Source organism: Sphingomonas sp. CD22, assembly GCF_034556155.1.
Taxonomy (GTDB): domain Bacteria; phylum Pseudomonadota; class Alphaproteobacteria; order Sphingomonadales; family Sphingomonadaceae; genus Sphingomonas.
This window is the reverse complement of the sequence record NZ_JAYDYX010000001.1, coordinates 277,437-297,492: the sequence shown is the minus strand read 5'-3', so window position 1 is coordinate 297,492 and position 20,056 is coordinate 277,437. Positions and strand designations below refer to the sequence as shown.

Here is a 20,056-nt window from a genome sequence, read left to right as displayed (position 1 = left end):
CCTCCCGTCACGCGATCTCGGCCATCTCCACCACGCGATGCTCGCGCGCGCTGATCTCCGCCGCGGTGCCGATCGCGACCGCGCGCAGGCCGTCCTCGGCGCTGACCAGCACCGGGCCCTCCCCGCGCACCGCCGCGGCGAAGGCGAGATGTTGGTAATAGGTCGCACCCTCGTGCGATCCGGCGGCGCGCGCGGTCGGGTCGACCGCGACCCGCGTCCGCTCGACCCGCTTCGGATTGCCGAAGCCGACGCGCGGCGAGAACACCAGCTCGCCGGGCGGGATCAGCACGTCGAGCCGCGCGGCGTCGCCGGTCGCGCTCATCTCCTCCTGATGTGCGGCACCGTCCGCGAACATCGACAGGTCCAGCATGGCGCGCACGCCATTGGCGAAATCGACCGTGGTGAAGCTGTTGTCGATGATGTCGGGCGCCTCGCCGGCGTAGAGTTCGTCGCGATGGTTGACGTCCATCGCGCCCGAACAATGGACGCGCACCGCCTCCGCACCGACGATCAGCCGCATCAGGTCGAAGAAATGGCAGCATTTCTCGACCATCGTGCCGCCGGTGTTGCGCGCGAAGCGGTTCCAGTCGCCGACCTTGGGGAGGAAGGGGAAACGGTGTTCGCGGATCGACAGCATGCGCAGCCGGCCGACGCGGCCGGCGTGGATCTGGTCGATGAACGCGGCGGCCGGCGGCATGAAGCGATATTCCATCCCGGTCCAGAACGGCCGCGCGCGCGCCGCCGCCTGCGCGACGATCCAGCGCGCATCCGCGATCGTCGTCGCCAGCGGCTTTTCGCACAGGATCGCCGCATTGATGCCGAACAGGGGTTCCAGCACCGCGCGGTGGGTGTGATTGGGCGAGGCGACGACGATCGCGTCGACCGCCGCCTCCCGCGCGAAGGCGGCGACATCGTCATAGGCGGCGACGCCGGCGGCCCGTTCGCCGAGCGCATCGCGCGCCCAGCCGAGCGAGGTCGCCACCGGATCGACGATCGCCACCACCTCCGCGCCGGGGACGAGCGCGATGTTGCGCAGATGCTCGACGCCCATCATTCCCGTGCCGACCACGGCGTATCTGATCGCGGCTACCATCGCTTCCGTCCCTATGCCATGTCGCCGGTCATGACGACGCTGCGCCTTTCAAGCCAACCCCGCCCGCTCGGCAAGAGCGATATCCTCGTTTCGCCGATAGCCTGGGGCATGTGGCGGCTGGCCGGAGACGACGCCGCGGTGCGGGCACGGATCGATGCGGCGCTGGCCGCGGGAATCACCCTGTTCGACACCGCCGACATCTATGGCGCCGACCAGCCCGCCGGCTTCGGCTCGGCCGAGACGCTGTTCGGCCGCGCGCTCGCCGAGGCGCCGGCGCTGCGCGATACGATGGTGATCGCGACCAAGAGCGGCATCCGCCCCGGCATCCCCTACGACAGCAGCGCTTCCTCTCTGGCCGCGGCATTGGACGATTCGCTCGCGCGGATGCGGATCGACCGGGTCGACCTCTACCAGATCCACCGTCGCGACCTGCTCACCCACCCGCAGGAGGTGGCGGCGGCGCTCGACCGGATGGTCGACGCCGGCAAGGTCCGCGCGATCGGCGTCTCCAACCACAGCCCTGCCGAGGTCGATACGCTGCAAGCCTTCCTCGGCCGGCCGATCGTCAGCATCCAGCCGGAATTCTCGCCCCTGCACGCCGCGCCGCTGTTCGACGGCACGCTCGACCAGGCGATGCGGCACGATCTGGCGGTGCTCGCCTGGTCGCCGCTCGGCGGCGGCCGGCTCGCCGACGGCAGCCATCCCGCGGCGCAGGCGCTGGCGGCGCATGGCGCGCACTTCGGGGTCGACGCCGCGACGACCGCACTCGCCTGGGCGATGGCGCATCCGGCGCGGATCATCCCGATCGTCGGATCGCAGACGCCGGCGCGCATCCTCGCGTCCGCCGACGCCTATAAGGTCGAATGGACGCGCGCCGCCTGGTACGACGTGTTGCAGGCCGGCATGGCGGAGCGCCTGCCATGAGCGTGCGCGGCCCCTGCGAGATCAGCTGGTTCTCGGCATTGTGCGACGACGATTACGAGTTCCTCGGCGTCCCCGACCCCCGGCTGCAATCGAGCTTCGACCATTGCCGCGACATCGTGCTGCAGGCGGAGAGCGGCGGCTTCGACAACGTGCTGCTGCCGTCGGGCTATGCGCTCGGCATCGACACCACCGCCTTCGCCGCGGCGATGGCGCCGCTGCTCCGGCGGATGCGGATGCTGATGGCGGTGCGGATCGGCGAAAGCTGGCCGCCGCAGCTCGCCCGCCAGATCGCGACGATCGACCGGATGCTCGGCGCCGGCGCGGGCGGGCTGGCGCGGCTGGCGATCAACATCATCTCCAGCGACCTGCCCGGCGAGACGCTGGCGAGCGGCCCGCGCTACGCTCGCACGCTGGAGGCGATGACCATCCTGCGCACCCTGCTCGACGGCAAGCCGCTCGATCATCAGGGCGAATTCTGGCAGCTCAAGATCGATCCGCCGCGGATCGGCACGGTCTCGGGCCGCTGCCCGCCGCTCTATTTCGGCGGCCTGTCGGAGGCGGCGCGCGAGGCGGCGGCGCAGGGCTGCGACGTCTATCTGATGTGGCCCGACACGATGGAGGGCGTGCGCGCGATCGTCGCCGACCTCCGCGCGCGCGCCGAGCGGCACCGCCGCACCCTGCGCTTCGGCTATCGCGTCCACGTCGTCGTCCGCGAGACGGAGGCGGAGGCGCGCGCCGCCGCCGACCGCCTGCTGTCGAAGCTCGACGACGACACCGGCGCGGCGATCCGCGCCCGCTCGCTCGATTCGCAATCGGCGGGCGTTCGCCGCCAAGCCGAGTTGCGCGAGGAAGCGACGCGGCAGGACGGCTATGCAGAGGCCAATCTGTGGACCGGCATCGGCCGCGCCCGTTCGGGCTGCGGTGCGGCGATCGTCGGCGACCCCGATCAGGTGCTCGCCAAGCTGGCGGCCTATCGCGACGCGGGGATCGATGCCTTCATCCTGTCCGGCTACCCCCACGCCGCCGAAGCAGACCTCTTCGCCCGCCACGTCCTCCCGCGCATCGACCACGCACCCTTGGCGGTGTGAGGCTGGTCGATACGCGCCGACGACTGCCCCACGCGGTTAGAGCTGATCGACGCTCGGTGAAATTCCTCCCCCGCCAGGGGGAGGTGGCGCGGCGAAGCCGTGACGGAGGGGGAGGTAAGCGATCACCTCGGTTCCGTGTCCTCCCCCTCCGTCATGCCTGCGGCATGCCACCTCCCCCTGGCGGGGGAGGACTTCCTTCAAACCCTCCATATCGATCCCCATCAGCCCTGAGCCTGCTGAAGGAAGCCTGTCGGCGCGAACGGTTCGACGATCCGCCCCCAACGCGCTGGCGACGCCCGCGCAAAGCGCGTATGGCGGCGGCATGCTCCAGCCCAGTGCCGCCTTCCTCTCGCGTGCCCGGCCACGCAGCGTCGCGCGGTGGCTGTTCGTCGTCGCTGGTCTGATCGTCGCGATGGTCGTCGTCGGCGGGATCACCCGGCTGACCGAATCGGGCCTGTCGATCACCTCGTGGAAGCCGATCAGCGGCATCGTCCCGCCGCTGACCGAGGCGCAATGGCAGGCCGAATTCGCCGGCTATCGCCGCATCCCCGAATATGCCGCGTTCAACCAGGGGATGACGCTGACCGGCTTCAAGCACATCTTCTTCTGGGAATATGCGCATCGCCTGCTCGGCCGGATCATCGGCCTCGCCTTCGCCGCGCCGCTGCTGTGGTTCGCGATCCGCAAACAGATTCCGGCGGGCTATGGCTGGCGATTGGTCGCCTTGCTCGCGCTCGGCGGATTTCAGGGTGCGATCGGCTGGTGGATGGTCGCCTCCGGCCTGTCGGTGCGTACCGACGTCAGCCACGTGCGGCTCGCGATCCACCTGCTCACCGCGCTCACCATCCTCGCCGGCATCGTCTGGACCGCGCTCGATCTGCTCGCGCTGCACCGCAGCCCCCTCGCCCATCCGGCGCGGCTGACCGGCGTCGCGATCGCCGCACTGGCGCTGCTCGTCGTCCAGCTTCTCTACGGCGCGTTCACCGCCGGGCTCGACGCGGGTTATGCCTTCGCCAGCTGGCCGCTGATGGGCGACGCGCTGTTCCCCGCCAACGTGCCGATGGTCGATCCCGGCTGGCGCAACGCGGTCGACAATCCGGTGGTGGTGCAGTTCATCCACCGCTGGTGGGCGGTCGCCGCCGCTGCCGGGCTGGTCTGGCTGGCGGTCCGTACGACGCGCACGGGCTCGAAGGCGGGCCTGTGGGTGATCGCCCTGGTCGCGTTGCAGATCGTGCTCGGCATCGCCACGCTGCTCAGCGGCGTGCAGATCGACCTCGCCGTCGCGCATCAGGCCAATGCCGCATTGCTGCTGATCGCGACCGTGTTCGCGGCGCATGCGGTGGGCCGCCAGGCCGCCTGAACGAGCCCATGGTATTATTTTACCCGTCAGCAAAGCCGCGCTTTGCTTGACTTTCGGGGGGCCTTCCAGCAGTAGCGCGATCAATCACGCCGTCCTCCGGGGCGGCGTGCATCGTTTCAAACTGGAAGGTCCAACGCCATGAAGGCGCTCATGAAGACCACCAAGTCGGCCAAGCCGCACGAGGTGGAGAAGAAGTGGCATATCGTCGATGCCGACGGCCTGGTGGTCGGTCGCGCGGCGACGATCATCGCCAACGTCCTGCGCGGCAAGCACAAGACGTCGTTCACCCCGCATGTCGATTGCGGTGACAATGTCATCGTCATCAACGCCGACAAGATCCGCTTCACCGGCAACAAGGCCGCGAAGAAGGTCTATTACAAGCACACCGGCTATGCCGGCGGCATCAAGGGCATCACCGCCGCGAAGGTCCTCGACGGCCGCTTCCCGGAGCGCGTTCTCGAAAAGGCCGTCGAGCGCATGATCCCGCGCGGTCCGCTCGGTCGCGAGCAGATGCGCAACCTGCGCATCTTCAAGGGCAGCGAGCATCCGCACGAGGCTCAGAACCCGGACGTTCTCGATATTGGCGGCATGAACCGCAAGAACAAGGTGGGCGCGTAATGACCGACAATCGCCAGTCGCTTTCCGATCTCGCGTCGCTGACGCAGCAGCCCGCCCCGGCCGCCGCCGGCGCGCCCGCGATCACCACCGACGGTGAGGCGCCCGCCGCCCCGGCGCAGGTGCTCCCGGTCACCCCGCTGCGCGAGCAGATCCTCGACAAATACGGCCGCGCCTATGCGACCGGCCGCCGCAAGGACGCCGTCGCACGCGTCTGGCTGAAGCCGGGTTCAGGCAAGATCACGATCAACGGTCGCGATCAGGAAGTCTATTTCGCGCGTCCGACGCTGCGCCTCGTCATCAACCAGGTGTTCGGCATCACCGAGCGCGAAGGCCAGTATGACGTGGTCTGCACCGTCAAGGGCGGCGGCCTCTCGGGCCAGGCCGGCGCGGTCAAGCACGGCATCAGCCAGGCGCTGACCCGCTTCGAGCCGGTGCTGCGTGCCCCGGTCAAGGCGGCAGGCTTCCTGACCCGCGACAGCCGCACCGTCGAGCGCAAGAAGTACGGCCGCGCCAAGGCACGCCGCAGCTTCCAGTTCTCGAAGCGCTAAGCGGTTCGCGAACCTCGGTTCCGAAAGGGGCGGTCCGGCAACGGGCCGCCCTTTTTCGTGGGCGCGCTCAGAACAGCTTGCGCACCGACAGCTTCACGATCCGCCCATAGGGATCGAGGAACGCCGGCTGGAAGCGGTACGGGGTCGCGACGTTGCGGTCGCGCACCGCGATGCGGTCGTTGAGGATATTGTTCACCTGGAGCTGGAAGCTGAGGCTCTTCGCCCATCTTTCCTTGGTCAGCTTCTCCGCGTCGATCGTGCTGTAGAGCGCGAGGAAGGTCCGCGCCGAGAAACGCAGGTCCGACGCCGCGATCATGCTGCGGATTCGCGTCGATGCCTGCCACATGCCGAAGATGCCGCCCTGGACCGGGCCATAGGAACCGCCGAGCGAGCCCTGCGCCTCGTAACGCGCCCGGCCGCCGTTGCCGGTGATCGATTCGCCGTCGAGCAGATCCAGCGTCGGCTGCCCGGGTTGCGGCAACAGCCGATCGTCGATCCGCGCCGTCACGGTGACGAAGGAATAGAGCGATGGCCGCGGCTTGGGTGGCGGGGGCGGCGCGTCCTTGGCGGCCGGCGTCGCGGGCGGTTTCGGCTCGGGGCCGATCATCGTCCAGAGCGACACCTTGCCCTGGATCTTGCGCTCGCGCGACCGCGTCAAATTGACCGGGCGGACGTCGACGCTGGTCAATTGCCCGGCCGCGTCGCGGACGAAGCGGTCCGGGAATGCCGATTGCAGCGCCACCGTCACCGCCTGCAGATAGCCGATCTGGCCGTCGATCCGCGTGACGATATAATCGAGGTTGAAGCGCAGCTCCTTGCCCTTGATCGGCTTCCACGCGACCCCGGCGGTATCGACCTGCCGCCGCTCCGGCCCCAGCGCGGGATTGCCGCCCGCGGTCACCGAGACGAGGCCGCTGGTCCCGGTGACGAAGTCGAAGAAGGGCGCATTGGGGACGACGACGACCGGATTGGTCAGCAATGCGATATCGGGTGCGGTCTGGCTGACGCTGGTCGAGACGGTGAGCTGCACCGGCGCCACCGGCGTCCAGATCAGGCCGAGGTTGCGGCTCGCCAGGCTGCCGTAATCGGACACCGCCGACACGCCGAGTGACGCATTGGCGGAGAGCGACCCGATCGCATCGAGCACCCCGCGGCTCGCCGAGGCGATCGGCAGGTCGAGCGCGACGCTGCCGCTCTTGGTCACCCGACGCAGGTCGAGCAGCGCCGCCGCCGCATCCGTCGACACGCCGCCGCTGGTCGAGCGCGCGAAGTCGCCGGTCAGCGTCATCTGCGCGTCGCCCGCGGGCAGCGCCAGTAGCGGCCCGACCATGGTCGCCTTGCCCACCAGCGTCTGCACCACCGTGCGGCTGCGGCTGACCAGCCGGTCGGCGACGGCCTGTGCGGCGAACGGCTGGAACGGATCGGCGCCGGCATCAATCGCCGTCTGGATCGCATCGGTGGCGATGCCGCGATCGACGGTGGCGGTGGTCCGCGCGCGATCGTAGCTGCCGGTCACCGTCCAGATCCACCGCTTCAGGCTGCCCTGCACCGTGCTGCCCGCATGCAGCGACAGCGCCTGCGTCCGCTGACGGAGCAGCCCCGCCTCCGGCAGATAGCGATAGAGCAGCACGTCCCCGGCAAACGGCGACGCCGGATTGCCGGCGGGCACCCGCAGCACCACGGTCGGCAGCCCCGCCAACCCCAGCCCGCGCTGTGCCTCCATCGTCAGGTTGAGCGATGCGGTCACCGTCTTGCCGATCGGCACCGACCGCGTGCCATCGACGCGCAACTGGTCGCGGCTCGCGATTGACTGATAGGGCGCCAGGTCGGTCACCCGCGGGCTCCCCGCAACATAACCGGCGAGCGTGCCGCGTGCGGCGGGATCGCCCGGTACCGCCGCCGCCGCCACCGTCCGGCCGGCCAGCGCATCGAGCGCCGGATCGATCGCGCCGCCGCCGAGGCCGACGACGTTGCCGGTCAGGTCGAACAGATTGCTCGCATCCGGCACCGTCGCCCGCCGCGCCCCGGACAATGGGTCCTGTCGGTCGTAATTGATCGTCACCGAGGTGCGGCGCGCATCGTCGAGCCGCGTCGAGCCGAGCTCGAGCGCGGCGGTGCTCGCGCCGCCGTCGGTGGTGGTGCCGGCGCCCTCCTCGACGGTGATCGAACGGAAATGCTTCTTGGTGATGAAGTTGGTCACCCGCACCGTCGGCGGATAGCCGAACCGCGCCGATTCCTGCTCGGGCAGGATCTCGGTCCGCTCGATCGCCTCCGGCGGCAGCGTCCGCAACTCGCCGTAGCCCGAAATCCGCCGGCCGTTGAGCAGGAACACCGGATCGGCACCGCTGTTCGAGGTGGTGAGCGGCTTGAGCAATTTGAGGATGTCGTCGATCCGGGTCGCGCCCAGCGCCTTGAGCGCCTGCGCATCGAGCACCGCGACCGGCGCGGCGTCGCCGATCACCGAGCCGCGGAGCCGTCCGCCGGTGATGACGATATCCTGCGGCGTCTCGGTTCGGGTTGCGCGCGGCGCCGCCTCCTGCGCTCGTGCCGCCGGAGAAACCGTCAATAGCGCCGCCCCGGCGAGCCGATATCCCCTCCCGACCGCCATCCCCCGACCTTCCCCGCCGCCCGTGTCGAACGACGAAGACTATGGAGTCGAAGACGAAGTGACAAATCGATTATGCGATCGTCTTGAGCGCGCGTCGATAAACGGCACCGAAACTTGCCGGGACGGACGATTATCCCCGGTAGAACACCACCGCCACTACGACGATCAGCAGCGATACGATCAGCAGCACCGGCACCCGCCGCGCCCGGCGCGCAGTCGCGGCGGCCTCATAGGCATCCATGTCGAAATAGAACCGCCCCGCCGCCGGCATGCGGATCGACCCGTCGGCGATCATCGCCGCGAACGCCTTCGTCTCGCGCCCCGCGGCGGGGGTGAAGGGGATCGCATCCGACGCGGTCACCGCGCGCGCCTCGACGAAGCGCGGCGCAATCGTGCCGTGGACCAGATACCGGTCGCGCACCGTGCCGCGCGTCTCGACGCGGGTCAGCCGGCCGCTCACCGCCGCTTGCCCTGATGGCGGACGTTCGCCGGTCGGCCGCGATGCTTGATGACGCGGTCCTTGCGACCCGCGCCGACGTGCCGCGGCCCGGGCGCCGCACCCTTGCCGCCGGGCAGTTCGAAGCGCAGCGCGCCCGACACCGGATTCGCCTCCGCCAGCCGCAGCTCGACACGCTGGCCCAGCGTATATTCCTCGCCGGTCTGCTCGCCGACCAATTTGCGCGCCGCCTCGTCGAAGCGGAAATATTCGCCGCCGAGGTCGCGCACCGGCATCAACCCGTCGCCGCCGATCCCCTCGGCGGTGGCGAAGAAGCCATAATTCTGCACGCCGGTGATCCGCGCCGCCAGCGTCTCCCCCACCTTCTCGGCGAGGAACGCCGCGACATAGCGGTCGATCGTGTCGCGTTCCGCCTCCATCGCGCGGCGTTCGAGCCCGCTGATCGTCTCGCCGATCACGTCCATCGCCGCCGCATCGGTCTGGCCGAGGCCACCCTCGCCGAGCCGATAGGCGGACACGAGGGATCGATGGACGAGCAGATCGGCATAGCGCCGGATCGGCGAGGTGAAATGCGCATAGGAGCCGAGCGACAGGCCGAAATGCCCCATGTTGGCGGGGGCGTAATAGGCCTGCGTCTGCGTACGCAGCACCTGTTCCATCACCTGCGGCCGGAAGTCGGCGTCGCCGACGCGGTCGAGCACGTGGTTGAACGTCGCCGGACGGATCACCTGCCCCAGCGCCAGCGGCACATCGAACGTTTCCAGATACTCCTTGAGCGCGACCAGTTTCTCGCGGCTCGGCGGCTCGTGGACGCGATACATCACCGGCGCCTTCTTAGCCTCCAGCGCCTTGGCGGCGGCGACGTTGGCGGCGATCATATAATCCTCGATCAGCCGATGCGCGTCGAGCCGCTCGCGCGGTGCGACCGACATGATCCGTCCCATCTCGTCGAGCACAACCCGCCGCTCGGGCAAATCGAGGTCGAGCGGCTCGCGCGCATCCCGCGCCTTGGCAAGCGCGCGCCAGCAGGCCCAGAGATGACGAAGGGCCTCTCTCATTTCCTCCCCGGCACGGGGAGGGGGACCATCCGCAGGATGGTGGAGGGGGGCGTCCTCAGGCGACATCGTTTGTGGAAGCCCCCCTCCACCATTGGCTTCGCCAACGGTCCCCAGCATCGGGTCGGATCGTCCCCGGAGGAATGTATCAGCGATCGCCTGCGCATCCTCATACGCCAGGTTCGCCGCGATCCGCACCCGCGCGCGGGTGAAGCGCCAGCTCTTCAGCGCGCCGGACTTGCCGACCTGCAAATGGCAGACCAGCGCCGCGCGATCCTCACCCTCCTTGAGCGAGCAGACCTCGGCGGACAGGATCTCGGGCAGCATCGGCACGACGCGGTCTGGGAAATAGACCGAATTGCCGCGCCGCCGCGCCTCGCGGTCGATCTCGGACCCCGGCCGCACGTAGAAACTGACGTCGGCGATCGCCACCACCGCCTGCCAGCCGCCGGCATTGGCGGGATCGTCGTCGGGCGCCGCCCACACCGCATCGTCGTGATCGCGCGCATCGGCGGGATCGATCGCGACGATCGGCAGATGCGTCAGATCCTCGCGATCGTCGCCGAGCGGCTGCTGCGACACGCGTGCCGCCTCGTCGAGCGTATCGCCGGTGAACACGTCGGGGATGCCGAGCTTGTGGATCGCGATCAGCGAGAAGCTGCGCGGCGCGAACGGGTCGCCCAGCCGCTGGACGACGCGCACGCTGATCCGCGGCGGCCGCCCGGTCATCTCCGTCATCACCAGATCGCCCGCCTCGGCGCCGCCGGTGTCGGAGACAGGGAATTCGCGCCGGTCCTTCTTCTCGACCCCGGTCAGCCAATAGCGCTCACCCTCGCGGCGGAGCACGCCGAGCACCTGTTCGGATGCCTTGGCGAGCACCTTCATCGGGTGCGCGATCCAGCCGTTGCCCGCCTCTTCGGTGCGCGCCAGGATGCGCTCGCCGATGCCCAGCGCGCCGCGCTTGCGCTCGCGGACGCGCAGCCGCGGCGCCGGCGTCTCCGCCTCCCAGCGATCGGGCACCGCCCAGACGTTGCCGCCGTCGTCGACGTCGGCGACGCGCAGCACCGTGACCTTGGGCAGCCCGCCCATCTTGTGGAAGGCGCGGCCGGGGGCGCCGTCGATCAGCCCCTCGTCGGCCATGTCCTTGAGCATCGCCTTCAGCAGGATCTTCTCCTGCGCGGTGAGGCCGAACGCCTTGGCGATCTCGCGCTTGCCGGCGGGAACGTCGGAGGTTTCGATGAACTGGAGGATCTGCGCCTGCGTCGGCAGGCCGGGTCTGGTCTTGTTTTTCACAGACCAGAGATAGGGACTGCACCCGCCGCCGTCATGCCCCAACTTTGCGCGGACGCGCCGGAGGGTCTACAGGCGCGCCATGCCGCCGATCCGCGTTTGTGCGCTCTACCGCTTCACCCCCTTCCCCGACCCCGCCGCATTGCAGGCGCCGCTGCTCGCCGCCTGCGAAGCCGCCGGCGTGCGCGGCACGGTGCTGCTCGCGCGCGAGGGGATCAACGGCACGATCGCCGGGGCGGATGCGGGGATGGAGGCGGTGCTGGCGCATATCCGCGCGCTGCCCGGCTGCGCGACGCTCGACGTCAAGGAGGCGCGCGCCGAGACGATGCCGTTCCACCGCACCAAGGTGCGGCTCAAGCGCGAGATCGTGACGATGGGCAAACCCGCGATCGATCCGCTCGACGCCGGCCATTATGTCGATCCGGCCGCATGGAACGCGCTGATCGCCGATCCTGCGACATTGGTGATCGACACGCGCAACGATTACGAGGTGGCGGTCGGCACCTTCGCCGGCGCGGTCGATCCGCAGACGCGCACCTTCCGCGAATTTCCGGCCTGGTTCCGCGCGCATCGCGAGGAGTTGCTCGCCGGCACCAGGCAGGTCGCGATGTTCTGCACCGGCGGCATCCGCTGCGAAAAGGCGACCGCCTTCCTCAAGGCCGAGGGCGTGGGGGACGTCTTCCACCTCAAGGGCGGCATCCTCAAATATCTCGAAGACACGCCGGCGGCGGAAAGCCGCTGGCAGGGCGAGTGTTTCGTCTTCGACGAGCGCGTCGCGGTCGGCCACGGCCTGACGCCGGGCACGCACGGCCTGTGCCGCGCCTGCCGGATGCCGGTATCGCCAGCCGACCGCGCCTCGCCGCTGTACGAGGATGGCGTGAGCTGCCCGCGCTGCCAGGCCGACCGCAGCGCGGAAGACCGCGCCCGCTACGCCGAGCGGCATCGCCAGGCCTTGCTCGCCGACGCCCGCGGCGAGGCGCATGTCGGGCGGCGCTACGACGCGGACGCCTCCCCTTCTTGAAAAGTCAGGGGCCAAGGACCCGCGCACCCGCGCCACCGCATGTCGCCCCCCGGCTCGCCAAGCTCACTCCGTCACCCCGGCCTTGCGCCGGGGTCCCGCTTCTTCGGACGGTACGAAGCAGCGGGATGCCGGATCAAGTTCGGCATGACGGGGATATAGGCGCCGATGCACACCCCGATCAGTCATAGGCGATAGCCCCGCCCCCCGAGAGGGAGCGAAGACCAGCCTACCGAAACCCCTCAGTAACTCCGCGCGAGCAGCACCCGCTCGACCGCCGGTTCGCCGGTGAACACGCAGGCGCCATCCGCCGCCGCCGCGTCGCCGGGAGCGTTGCGGATCGTCAGCTTGAGCGCCTTCAGCCGCTCGACCACCGCGTCGAGCGCCGCGCCGGTCGGCCGCGCCCATTGCACCTCGACCCAGCCGGGGGTCTTCACGCCCTCGGCGAAATGCGCCTCGACCGCGGCGAAGTCCGCCGCCGGCACGATCGCCGCCTGCATGCGCGCCCGCGCCTCCTCGTGGAGCGCCTGCTGGATCGCGGCGAGCAGCGCCGGCGCCTCCGCCTCGAAATCGCCGCGCGCCATCACCTGCGCGTCGAGCTTGCCGTCTTCGCGATATAGCCGGTCGCGGCGGATCACCGAGACGTTGCCGCCCGCCATGTCGCGGCCGCCGATCTCGATGACGATCGGTGCGCCCTTCTTGACCCAGCCCCAGCGCTTCGTCGCCGCCTTGGCCGGCTTGAGGTCGAGCAGCGCGCGCACCGGCTCGCCGAGTGCCGACAGGCCGGCGAGGTTCGACTGGATGTCCTTGGCGTAAGCGATCAGCGCCTCGTCCTCGGGCTGGTCGCGCAGCATCGGCACGATCACGATCTGCCACGGCGCGATCCGCGGCGGCACGCGCAGGCCGTCGTCGTCGCCATGCACCATGATGACGCCGCCGATCATCCGCGTGCTGACCCCCCAGCTCGTCGTATTGGCGAGTTCCAGCTCGCCGCTGGCATTCTGGAAGCGGATGTTCTGCGCATGCGCGAAATTGGTGCCGAGGAAATGGCTGGTGCCCGCCTGCAGCGCCTTGCCGTCCTGCATCATCGCCTCGATGCTGTAGGTCGCGACCGCGCCGGGGAAGCGCTCGTTCTCGGGCTTCTCGCCGGCGACGACCGGCAGCGCGAGGCACTCCTCGGCGAAGCTGCGATAGACTTCGAGCATCTTGCGCGTTTCCTCGCGCGCTTCTTCGGCGGTGGCGTGCGCGGTATGGCCTTCCTGCCACAGGAATTCGCTGGTGCGCAGGAACATGCGGGTGCGCATCTCCCAGCGCACGACATTGGCCCATTGGTTGATCAGCACCGGCAGGTCGCGCCACGACTGCACCCAGCGCGCGAACGCGGTACCGATCACCGTCTCCGAGGTCGGGCGGACGACCAGCGGCTCCTCCAGCTTGGCGGCGGGATCGGGCATCAGCCCGCCCTTGCCGTCGGGGATCAGCCGATGGTGCGTGACCACCGCCATCTCCTTGGCGAAGCCCTCGACATGCTCCGCCTCCTTCTCGAAATAGGAGAGCGGGATGAACAGCGGGAAATAGCAATTCTCGTGTCCGGTCGCCTTGATCCGGTCGTCGAGCAAACGCTGGATCCGCTCCCAGATGCCATAGCCCCACGGCCGGATGACCATACAGCCGCGCACGCCCGATTCCTCGGCGAGATCGGCCTCGGCGATGACGGATTGATACCAGGCGGCGAAGTCGGCGTCGCGGGTGACGAAAAGAGCGTGCTTCATGAGGGACGCCTAGCCAAAGCACGTCCGTCCGTCACCCCCTGCGCGAGGGCGTCGCTCAGCGTACCGGCGGATGCGTAACGCAATGCCATCGGCCTGCGAAACCGTCAGATCACGGTGGCCCCGCATGTCTTATGGCGGCGCGCCCGCGGCGACGAGCGGTGCGAGAATATGGTCCCAGATATTGATGAGGATACTAAAGATGATGCACGCCAGCCAGCCGTAACGGTCCAGCCAAGGGACCTGCGAGCCGCCCAATTCCGCCGCCACATAATCCGGATAAACTGGAATGCGCCGTTCACAATAAGTGCAATAACTTGCGTATTGGATCTCCGTCGCCCAGCGGCACAGGATCATGATGTAGTGAACGCGATAGTCGACTTGCAGATAATGCTCGCGCTCGACGCCGCACGTCGTGCAATAGCGCTCACCGTCGGGACCGAGATGCCGGCTGAGCGCGTGCGATCCCCAATGGATGAACACAAAGCAGCCCCCGCCGACATTCCCTCCTGTCTTATAGAGGTTTTGTTAGCCGCGCCGGCATCGCCAAAGATTAGCCTGCCAGCATCCGCTTGCCGCGCAGATACATTTCAAGCCGTTGCGCGGAGAACAGGCCGAGCGCCAGCGCCATCAGCACGTCGGTGATCGCCATCGGATCGAGCCCCACCGGCCCCGCATAGCTCAATGCGCCGCGCGCGCTGCTGCGCACGACGATCAGCAGCACGATGAACAGCAACGCCGCCGGCGACGACGTCTGGCCGAGCCGGTGCGTCTCGGGATCCAATGTGATCCGCATCATCTTGCCGCGCTGCCAGCCGAGCGCCGCGCCGAGCCCCACCGCGACGAGGCAGAACGCCCAGCCCCAGCCCTGCGGCGGGAAGCGCGCGAAGGTGACGCCGATCACCACAGCGTAGATCGCCGGCAATATCCACAGATGTTCGAGCGTGAGCGGCCGCACCCGCCCCATCCGCTTCCAGCGGATCGCCATCACCACCGCGACGACGACGAGCGGCACCACATAGCTGATCCACCCGCCCGGTTGCTGTCCCTGCATGCGTCCGTGTCCCCACCCGTTACGGCAGGGAAACTAGAGACGCCGGGGTCATTACGGAAGGGGCATACGCACTCCAGCTTCCGTCACCCCGGCTCTGGGCCGGGGCGACGGGGAGCCGCGACTTACTCCGCCGCTTGCGCCAGCGGCTGTTCCTTCCACACCAGCACCGGCTTGCGCGCCGCCTGCGTCTCGTCGAGCCGCGCCCGCGGCGCGAAATGCGGCGCGGTCTTGAGACTGGCGTCGCCGGCCTTGGCCCGCTCGGCCACGCTGCGCAGCGCACCGATGAACTGGTCGAGCGCCGCCTTCGATTCGGTCTCGGTCGGTTCGACCAGCATCGCGCCGTGGACCACGAGCGGGAAATAGACCGTCATCGGGTGGAAGCCCTCGTCGATCAGCCCCTTGGCGACGTCGAGCGTCGAGAAGCCCTCGGCGAGATTGGCGTCGGAGAAGATCGCCTCGTGCATGCACGGCCCCGCCTTGGCGAAGGGCGCATCGAGCGCCCCTTCCAGCGAACGCAGCACGTAATTGGCGTTGAGCACCGCATCCTCGGCGACCTGCTTGAGGCCGTCGGCACCGTGGCTGAGGATATAGGTCAGCGCGCGGGTGAACATCCCCATCTGGCCGTGGAAGGCGACCATCCGGCCGAAGCTGCCGGCATGATGTTCGCCCGCGGTCTCTTCCTCGACCAGTGCGAAGCCGTCGGCGGTCTTCTCGACGAACGGCAGCGGCGCGAACGGAGTCAGCGCCTCGGAGAACACCACCGGCCCCGAGCCCGGCCCGCCGCCGCCGTGCGGGGTCGAGAAGGTCTTGTGCAGGTTGATGTGCATCGCATCGACGCCGAGGTCGCCCGGCCGCACCCGGCCGACGATCGCGTTGAAATTGGCACCGTCGCAATAGACGTAGCCGCCCGCGGCATGGACCGCGTCCGAGATCGTGCGGAGATCGCGCTCGAACAGGCCGCAGGTGTTGGGGTTGGTGATCATCACGCCCGCGACGTCCGGCCCGAGCCGCGCGATCAGCGCGGCGGTGTCGACGCGGCCGTCGGCGGTGGCGGGAATGTCCTCGACCGCGAAGCCTGCGAAGGCGGCGGTGGCGGGGTTGGTGCCGTGCGCCGATTCGGGGACGAGCACGACCTTGCGATGCCCCTCGCCGCGCGCCTCGAGCGCCGCCTTGATCGCGAGCATGCCGCACAATTCGCCATGCGCGCCCGCCTTGGGGCTCATCGCGACGCTGGTCATGCCGGTCAGCGTCACCAGCCAGTGCGCGAGCTGGTGGATCACCTCCAGCGCGCCCTGCACGGTATCGACCGGCTGCAACGGATGCACGTCGGCGAACCCGGGAAGGCGCGCCATCTTCTCGTTGAGCCGCGGATTGTGCTTCATCGTGCACGAACCGAGCGGGAACAGGCCAAGATCGATCGCGTAATTCTGACGCGACAGGCGGGTGTAATGGCGCACCGCCTCGGGCTCGGCGAGACCCGGCAGGCCGATCGGTGCCTTGCGGCTGAGATTGCCCAGCCGCGAACCGGCAACGTCGCCCTCGGCGAAATCGACGCCGGTGGTCTGCGTATCGCCGATCTCGAAGATCAGCGCCTCTTCCAGCATCAGCGCCTTGTTGCCGGTGAAGGTGGGTGCGGCGCCATTGCCGCCGCCGGCGGTCATCTCGGGGCGCCAGCCGCTCTGATTGATGCTCATGCCAGAACCTCCTCGAGTGCGGCGGCAAGGGTTTCGACGTCCTCCGCGGTCGTCGTTTCGGTGACCGCGACGATCAGCCCGTTGGCGAGGCCCGCCTCGTCCGGATAGAGCCGGCCGAGCGACACGCCCGCCAGGATGCCGCGATCGGCGAGCGTGCGCACCACGGGACGCGCCTCGACCGGCAGCTTGAGCGTGAATTCGTTGAAGAAGGTCTCGGTGACCAGTTCGACGCCCGGCACCTGCGACAGGCGATCCGCGGCGCGGCAGGCCGCGGCGTGGTTGATCCCCGCCAGCCGGCGCAGCCCCGCCTCGCCCAGCAGGGTCATGTGGACCGAGAAGGCGAGCGCGCACAGGCCCGAATTGGTGCAGATGTTGCTCGTCGCCTTTTCGCGGCGGATATGCTGTTCGCGCGTCGACAGCGTCAGCACGAAGCCGCGCCGCCCCTCCGCATCCACCGTCTCGCCGCAGAAGCGGCCGGGCATCTGGCGGATGTACTTCTCCTTGCAGCCCATCAGGCCGACGTACGGACCGCCGAACTGCAGGCCGACGCCGAGCGACTGGCCCTCGCCGACGACGATATCGGCGTCCATCTCCCCCGGCGAGGTGATCGCGCCCAGCGCTACCGGCTCGGTGACGACCGCGATCAGCAGCGCCTTGTTGGCGTGGCAGGCGTCGGCGAGCGGCGTCAGGTCGGCGATCCGGCCGAGGATATCGGGATATTGCACGACGACGCACGACGTATCGCCGTCGATCGCCGCGATCAGCGCGTCGAGATCGGTCTCGGCGGTCAGCGCCGGCGCGGAGGTTTCGAGATGATCGCCGGTATATTTCGCCATCGTCTTGGCGACGCTGACATAATGCGGGTGGAGCCCGCCCGACAGGATCGCCTTGCCCTTGCGGGTGATGCGCCGCGCCATGCCGATCGCTTCCCAGCAGGCGGTCGAGCCGTCGTACATCGAGGCATTGGCGACGTCGGTGCCGAGCAGGCGCGCGACCTGCGTCTGGAACTCGAACAGCATCTGCAGCGTGCCCTGCGCGATCTCGGGCTGGTACGGCGTATAGGCGGTGAGGAACTCGCCACGCTGGATCAGATGATCGACGCTCGCCGGCACGTGATGGCGATAGGCGCCCGCACCGAGGAAGAACGGCACCTCGCCGGCAACCGTGTTCTTGCGGGCGAGCGCGGTCATGTGCCGCTCGACGGCAAGTTCCGACGCGTGATTGGGCAGGCCGTGGATCGGGCCGGACAGGCGAGCGGCCTCGGGCACGTCGACGAACAGATCGTCGATCGAGCTCGCACCGATGACCGAGAGCATCGCATCACGGTCGGGCTGGGTAAGCGGCAGGTAGCGCATTCTCTACTCCTCCCCTCCCTTTGAGGGAGGGGCCGGGGGTGGGTGGCGGCCTGGTGGTACGGTGAGGCTCGTCGGCTCGGCAGCCGTAACGCGAGCACGCCACCCACCCCCAGCCCCTCCCTCACGGGCGGCCATCAAAGTAATACTTTGATGGGACCCTTCAGGGAGGGGAGCAGTCTCAAAGCTTGGCGACGAAGTCCGCGTAGGCGGCTTCGTCCATCAGCGTCTCCAGCTCGGCCGGATCGCTGAGCGTGATCTTGAAGAACCAGCCCGCCGCTTCCGGATCCGAATTGACCAGGCTGGGGTCGTCGGCGAGCGCGGCATTGCCCTCGCTCACCGTCCCCGACACCGGCGTATAGACGTCCGACGCGGCCTTGACCGATTCCACCACCGCGGCCTCGTCGCCCTTGCCGAGCTGCTTGCCCGCTTCGGGAACGTCGACGAACACGATATCGCCGAGCTGGCCCTGCGCGTAATCGGAGATGCCGACGGTGCCGGTGTCGCCATCGACATCGACCCACTCATGGTCTTCGGTGAAATAACGGCTCATCACTTGCCTCCTGCGCGGACATAGCGGTGGGGAACGAACGGCATCGGTGCGACCGTCGCCTCGTGGATCTTGCCGCGCTGGACGAGGCGCAGCGGCGTGCCCGCCTCGGCGAGCGCGGCGGGAACATAGGCCATCGCGATCGGCGCACCGACGCTCGGCGCGAAGCCGCCGCTGGTGACGCGGCCGATCACCGCGCCGTCGGCATCGACGACGCTGGCGCCCTCGCGCACCGGCTGGCGACCTTCGACCGACAGGCCGACGCGCTTGACCGCGGGGCCGTCGGTGCGCTCGGCGAGGATGCGCGCGGCGCCGGCGAAATCGGCGGCCTCGCGACGGCGCTTCGACAAAGCGAAACCGAGATCGGCCATCACCGGCGTCGTCTCGGGATCGAGATCGTGGCCGTACAGCGGCAGCCCGGCTTCGAGCCGCAGCGAATCGCGCGCGCCGAGACCGATCGGCTTGACCTCGGGCTCGGCGCAGATCGCATCGGCGAACTCGGCGGCGGCCTCGGCGGGGATCGAAATCTCGACGCCGTCCTCGCCGGTATAGCCCGAACGGCTGATCCACAGCGCATGGCCGTTCCACTCGAACGCACCCGCGGTCATGAACACGAGCTGCTCGACGCCGGGGATCAGCCGCGACACGGCGGCGACCGCCTTGGGCCCCTGCACCGCGAGCAACGCCTGATCTTCCATCAGGTTGAGCGTCACATCCTCGGGCAGGACGTCGAGCAGATAGGCGAGATCGTCATATTTGGTCGCGCCGTTGACGACGACATACTGGCTCGCCGCGCCGAAGGGATGCGCGCCTTCGGCGGGCAGCGTCGTGACCATCAGATCGTCGAGAATGCCGCCCTCGTCGTTGAGCAGCAGCGAATAGCGGATCCTGGTGGCGGCGAGGCCGGCGATATCGCCCGGCAGCACCGCTTCGAGCGCCCTGGCGACACCGGCGGCGTCGATCCCGTCGCCGGTCAGGCCGACCTGCCCCATATGGCTGACGTCGAACAGTCCGGCGGAGTCGCGCGTCCACAGATGCTCGGCCATGATGCCCTCATATTGGACGGGCATCTCGTAACCGGCGAACGGCACCATGCGGCCGCCGCGGGCGCGGTGCCAGCCGTCGAGCGGCAGCAGCTGGATGGCGGGCTCGTCGCCTTCGAGGTCGTCGAGCGGGTCTGGCAAAGTCTCGGAAAGCGAATCGCTCATCAACCGTCTCCAAAAAGGCACGGGACCAAAGACGGCGCAGCGCCGCATTCGATCCGTCATACCCCCTCTGTCACGGTGACCTGAGAGCTTTGACCCGGCGCGCGGCGGCGGCGGGCTTACCCCTTCGGTGGCTCCTCAAAGGAACGCTTTCCAGAGTGTCGATGAGGCAGCGCGCGGTCCGTTGTGCCTGAGAGATTCCGGGGTGGTTGCTCCTTCGGCGGCCTCCTTGTGCAGAGGCTCTCTCCCGCGCCCGCCCATGCCGGTCGCCCGGCATCGACGCCTCGTGCTGTGGCGGGGGGCGGGGGCTTAGTCAATGCGGAAAGCGGGCCGCGGTACCGCTCCCCTCCCCGCAAGGCAGGGCCATCGCCTA

At 69.0% G+C, this 20,056-nt stretch carries 17 protein-coding genes and 2 riboswitches; of the genes, 6 read left to right on the top strand and 11 right to left on the bottom strand.

Annotated elements, in window-relative coordinates:
• Nucleotides 1-7 precede the first annotated feature (7 nt).
• On the bottom strand, nt 8-1,093 hold the full coding sequence (locus SFC76_RS01375; RefSeq protein WP_322847701.1) for a Gfo/Idh/MocA family oxidoreductase: 1,086 nt from the start codon (nt 1,091-1,093) through the stop codon (nt 8-10).
• A gap of 30 nt (nt 1,094-1,123) precedes the next feature.
• Between SFC76_RS01375 and SFC76_RS01370 the strand changes: the two genes are divergently transcribed.
• The 5 genes from SFC76_RS01370 to rpsI all read left to right on the top strand — a co-directional run bounded on the left by SFC76_RS01370 (nt 1,124) and on the right by rpsI (nt 5,631).
• Nucleotides 1,124-2,017, top strand: a complete 894-nt coding sequence (locus SFC76_RS01370) for an aldo/keto reductase (RefSeq protein WP_322847700.1) — start codon at nt 1,124-1,126, stop codon at nt 2,015-2,017.
• The gene (locus SFC76_RS01365) at nt 2,014-3,105 is read left to right on the top strand and encodes an LLM class flavin-dependent oxidoreductase (protein WP_322847699.1); all 1,092 of its coding nucleotides are present in this window, start codon (nt 2,014-2,016) and stop codon (nt 3,103-3,105) included. Before SFC76_RS01370 ends, SFC76_RS01365 begins: the two co-directional genes overlap by 4 nt.
• Before the next feature lie 322 nt (nt 3,106-3,427).
• On the top strand, nt 3,428-4,465 hold the full coding sequence (locus SFC76_RS01360; RefSeq protein ID WP_322847698.1) for a COX15/CtaA family protein: 1,038 nt from the start codon (nt 3,428-3,430) through the stop codon (nt 4,463-4,465).
• Nucleotides 4,466-4,603: 138 nt separating this feature from the next.
• Complete coding sequence (gene rplM, locus SFC76_RS01355; RefSeq protein ID WP_038660554.1) at nt 4,604-5,083, top strand: 50S ribosomal protein L13; 480 nt, start codon at nt 4,604-4,606, stop codon at nt 5,081-5,083.
• Nucleotides 5,083-5,631, top strand: coding sequence for a 30S ribosomal protein S9 (rpsI, locus tag SFC76_RS01350; RefSeq protein ID WP_322847697.1), 549 nt, complete (start codon nt 5,083-5,085; stop codon nt 5,629-5,631). The genes rplM and rpsI overlap by 1 nt, the downstream gene beginning before the upstream one ends.
• Before the next feature lie 67 nt (nt 5,632-5,698).
• Here rpsI and SFC76_RS01345 read toward each other — a convergent pair whose 3' ends face one another.
• From SFC76_RS01345 to SFC76_RS01335, 3 genes are all read right to left on the bottom strand, one after another.
• Nucleotides 5,699-8,239 carry a TonB-dependent receptor gene (locus SFC76_RS01345; RefSeq protein ID WP_322847696.1) on the bottom strand — a complete coding sequence of 847 codons (2,541 nt, stop codon included), beginning with the start codon at nt 8,237-8,239 and terminating at the stop codon, nt 5,699-5,701.
• Between the two features lie 130 nt (nt 8,240-8,369).
• Nucleotides 8,370-8,699: a hypothetical protein gene (locus SFC76_RS01340; protein WP_322847695.1), complete on the bottom strand. Its 330-nt coding sequence runs from the start codon at nt 8,697-8,699 to the stop codon at nt 8,370-8,372.
• Nucleotides 8,696-11,044, bottom strand: a complete 2,349-nt coding sequence (locus SFC76_RS01335; RefSeq protein WP_322847694.1) for a ribonuclease R family protein — start codon at nt 11,042-11,044, stop codon at nt 8,696-8,698. The genes SFC76_RS01340 and SFC76_RS01335 overlap by 4 nt, the downstream gene beginning before the upstream one ends.
• 79 nt (nt 11,045-11,123) lie before the next feature.
• Here SFC76_RS01335 and SFC76_RS01330 point away from each other — a divergent pair, with 79 nt between their 5' ends.
• The gene (locus SFC76_RS01330) at nt 11,124-12,062 is read left to right on the top strand and encodes a rhodanese-related sulfurtransferase (protein WP_322847693.1); all 939 of its coding nucleotides are present in this window, start codon (nt 11,124-11,126) and stop codon (nt 12,060-12,062) included.
• 239 nt (nt 12,063-12,301) lie between these two features.
• Here SFC76_RS01330 and proS read toward each other — a convergent pair whose 3' ends face one another.
• The 7 genes from proS to gcvT form a co-directional block, all read right to left on the bottom strand.
• Nucleotides 12,302-13,831, bottom strand: a complete 1,530-nt coding sequence (gene proS, locus SFC76_RS01325) for a proline--tRNA ligase (protein ID WP_322847692.1) — start codon at nt 13,829-13,831, stop codon at nt 12,302-12,304.
• Nucleotides 13,832-13,960: 129 nt separating this feature from the next.
• Nucleotides 13,961-14,311 (bottom strand): hypothetical protein, encoded by a 351-nt coding sequence (locus SFC76_RS01320; protein ID WP_322847691.1) that lies wholly within the window; start codon nt 14,309-14,311, stop codon nt 13,961-13,963.
• A gap of 70 nt (nt 14,312-14,381) precedes the next feature.
• Nucleotides 14,382-14,882, bottom strand: a complete 501-nt coding sequence (locus tag SFC76_RS01315) for a CcdC protein domain-containing protein (RefSeq protein ID WP_322847690.1) — start codon at nt 14,880-14,882, stop codon at nt 14,382-14,384.
• Between the two features lie 122 nt (nt 14,883-15,004).
• Nucleotides 15,005-16,576, bottom strand: coding sequence for an aminomethyl-transferring glycine dehydrogenase subunit GcvPB (gene gcvPB, locus SFC76_RS01310; protein ID WP_322847689.1), 1,572 nt, complete (start codon nt 16,574-16,576; stop codon nt 15,005-15,007).
• Nucleotides 16,573-17,931 (bottom strand): aminomethyl-transferring glycine dehydrogenase subunit GcvPA, encoded by a 1,359-nt coding sequence (gene gcvPA, locus SFC76_RS01305; protein WP_322847688.1) that lies wholly within the window; start codon nt 17,929-17,931, stop codon nt 16,573-16,575. Before gcvPA ends, gcvPB begins: the two co-directional genes overlap by 4 nt.
• A gap of 178 nt (nt 17,932-18,109) precedes the next feature.
• Nucleotides 18,110-18,481, bottom strand: a complete 372-nt coding sequence (gene gcvH, locus SFC76_RS01300) for a glycine cleavage system protein GcvH (RefSeq protein ID WP_322847687.1) — start codon at nt 18,479-18,481, stop codon at nt 18,110-18,112.
• Nucleotides 18,481-19,686: a glycine cleavage system aminomethyltransferase GcvT gene (gcvT, locus tag SFC76_RS01295; protein ID WP_322847686.1), complete on the bottom strand. Its 1,206-nt coding sequence runs from the start codon at nt 19,684-19,686 to the stop codon at nt 18,481-18,483. Before gcvT ends, gcvH begins: the two co-directional genes overlap by 1 nt.
• Nucleotides 19,687-19,743: 57 nt before the next feature.
• A riboswitch (glycine riboswitch) is annotated at nt 19,744-19,850 on the bottom strand.
• A riboswitch (glycine riboswitch) is annotated at nt 19,851-19,943 on the bottom strand.
• Nucleotides 19,944-20,056 lie beyond the last annotated feature (113 nt).